The 2370-nt window shown below is 63.0% G+C and carries 2 protein-coding genes and 1 riboswitch; of the genes, one reads left to right on the forward strand and one right to left on the reverse strand.

Annotated features, from left to right (window positions below; all coding sequences use genetic code 11):
* Positions 1-237: 237 nt before the first annotated feature.
* The gene (locus EN906_RS31180) at positions 238-1332 is read right to left on the reverse strand and encodes a 2'-deoxycytidine 5'-triphosphate deaminase (protein WP_127272666.1); all 1095 of its coding nucleotides are present in this window, start codon (positions 1330-1332) and stop codon (positions 238-240) included.
* A gap of 138 nt (positions 1333-1470) precedes the next feature.
* Positions 1471-1548, forward strand: a riboswitch (SAM riboswitch).
* A 57-nt stretch (positions 1549-1605) separates the two neighbouring features.
* Between EN906_RS31180 and EN906_RS31185 the strand changes: the two genes are divergently transcribed.
* A partial coding sequence (locus EN906_RS31185; protein ID WP_127375645.1) for an aminotransferase class I/II-fold pyridoxal phosphate-dependent enzyme occupies positions 1606-2370 on the forward strand: 765 nt, incomplete at its 3' end.

A 2370-nucleotide genomic window follows, 5' to 3' on the forward strand; every position in this document is an offset into this window, starting at 1 on the left:
GGTAATGGTGTTGAACGGCGGATAGGCGCCCTCCGTGCCGATCTTGATTTTTTCAGCTGCCTGCGCCGACAAAGAGCCGGCAGCCATCACCAGCATGGCAGCGCCCGCTGCCGATACGATCCATTTTGAAATCTGCATTTTCTTGGTTCCCCTTGAACGCCGGCATCTTGACGGGCGGCAAGGCAGCCAAGCATGGCGCGCCGGTACAGGCAAGTATTTTGCCTTGGGGCAATGAGGTCAGCGCGCGGCGCGGAAATGCTTGGACAGCTTCAGGCCCTGCGCCTGGTAGTTGGAGCCGAGATCGGTGCCGTAGAGGGCCTGCGGCCGCTTCAGCATGTGTTCGTAGACCAGCCGGCCGACGATCTGGCCATGGTCGAGAATGAACGGCACTTCGTGGCTGCGCACTTCCAGCACCGCCCGGCTGCCGGTGCCGCCGGACGCGGAATGGCCAAAGCCCGGATCGAAGAAGCCGGCATAGTGGACGCGGAACTCTCCGACCAGCGGATCGAAGGGCGTCATCTCGGCGGCGTAGAGCGGCGGTACGTGCACCGCCTCCTGGCTGACGAGGATGTAGAACTCGTCGGGGTCGAGCACCAGTTCGCCGGCGCCGCTCTTGTGGATCGGCTCCCAGAAGTCGACGACTTCCTGCGCCGCGCGCTTGTCGACATCGACGAGGCCGGTGTGATGCTTGCCGCGATAGCCGACCAGCCCGTTCTGATCGCCGTTGAGGTCGATCGACAGCGCGATGCCGCCGCCGGAAATGTTCGGCGGCTCGGTGGCGACCAGCGTCTGCGCGCGATGCAACTCGTGCAGCTCGGCTTCCGAGAGCAGCGCATTGCCGGTGCGGAAGCGGATTTGCGACAGGCGTGAGCCGGTGCGCACGACGATCGGGAAGGTGCGGGGGCTGACTTCCAGAAACAGCGGGCCGTGATAGCCGGCAGCGATCTTGTCGAACTCGTGGCCGCGATCGGTCATGACCCGGGTGAAGATGTCGAGCCGCCCGGTCGAGCTCTTCGGATTGGCCGAGGCCGAAATATCAGCCGGCAATGCCAGGCTTTCAAGCAAGGGCACGATATAGACGCAGCCGGTCTCCAGCACCGCGCCCTCGGCAAGACTGATCTCGTGCAGCTGCAGCCGGTCGAGCTTTTCCGAGACCTTGTGGTTGGGGCCGGGCAGGAAGGAGGCCCGCACCCGCCAGGCCTTGTCGCCGAGCCTGAGGTCGAGACTGGCCGGCTGGATCTGGTCGGCGTCGAGCGCACGCGCCGACTTCAGCGCGCCGGACTGGAACAGCGCCGATATGTCCTGATCGGGAAGAATGCCTGTCTGCCGCAAGGCTCCGCTCCTAGGTCAGACGTTTTTCTTGTCGCAGGTTCTGGTCGCAAAACCGTGGAACACTTTTGCGGAACCTGCTTGGTACAAACCTCTTAATGAAGCCGGCAATTGACGCAAGCGTGGCGCGGGTCTAAAGGGTCGTTATCCCGTGGTGATTTGGCCGGTCGGCTTGCAGCCACGTTAAACAAGTCGCTAAAGGACCGTCGGGCCGCAAGGCCGTATGGACCGGTTGCGACTTTCGCGGCCGGTTTTTTTGTGTCTGGAAGAAAAGCGATGAGCACCAAGAAGCACAACTGGAAGCCTCAGACGGCACTCGTGCACAGCGGAACGCTGCGTTCCGGTTTCGGCGAAACGTCGGAAGCGATCTACCTCACCCAGGGCTATGTCTACGAAACGGCGCAGGCCGCCGAAGCCCGTTTCAAGGGTGAGGAACCGGGCTTCATCTATTCGCGCTACGCCAATCCGACCGTCGACATGTTCGAAAAACGCATGTGCGCCCTGGAAGGCGCCGAAGACGCGCGCGCCACCGCGTCGGGCATGGCGGCGGTGACGGCCGCCCTTCTGTGCAGCGCCAAGGCCGGCGACCATATCGTGGCGGCACGTGCGCTGTTCGGCTCCTGCCGCTGGGTGGTCGAGACGCTGGCGCCGAGATACGGCATCGAGGCGACGCTGGTCGACGGCACCGACATCGCCAACTGGGAAAAGGCGGTCAAGCCGAACACCAAGCTGTTCTTCCTGGAAAGCCCGACCAATCCGACGCTGGAAGTGGTCGATATCGCCGCTGTCGCTTCGCTTGCCAATTCGATCGGCGCAAGGCTGATCGTCGACAATGTCTTCGCCACGCCCCTGCAGCAGAAGCCCTTGCAGCTCGGCGCCCATATCGTCGTCTATTCGGCGACCAAGCACATAGACGGCCAGGGGCGCTGTCTCGGCGGCGTCATCCTGTCGGACAAGAAGTGGATCGACGAGAACCTGCACGACTATTTCCGCCATACTGGCCCAAGCCTGTCACCCTTCAACGCCTGGACGCTGCTGAAA

This window comes from Mesorhizobium sp. M7A.F.Ca.CA.004.06.1.1, assembly GCF_003999135.1.
Classification (GTDB): Bacteria; Pseudomonadota; Alphaproteobacteria; order Rhizobiales; family Rhizobiaceae; genus Mesorhizobium.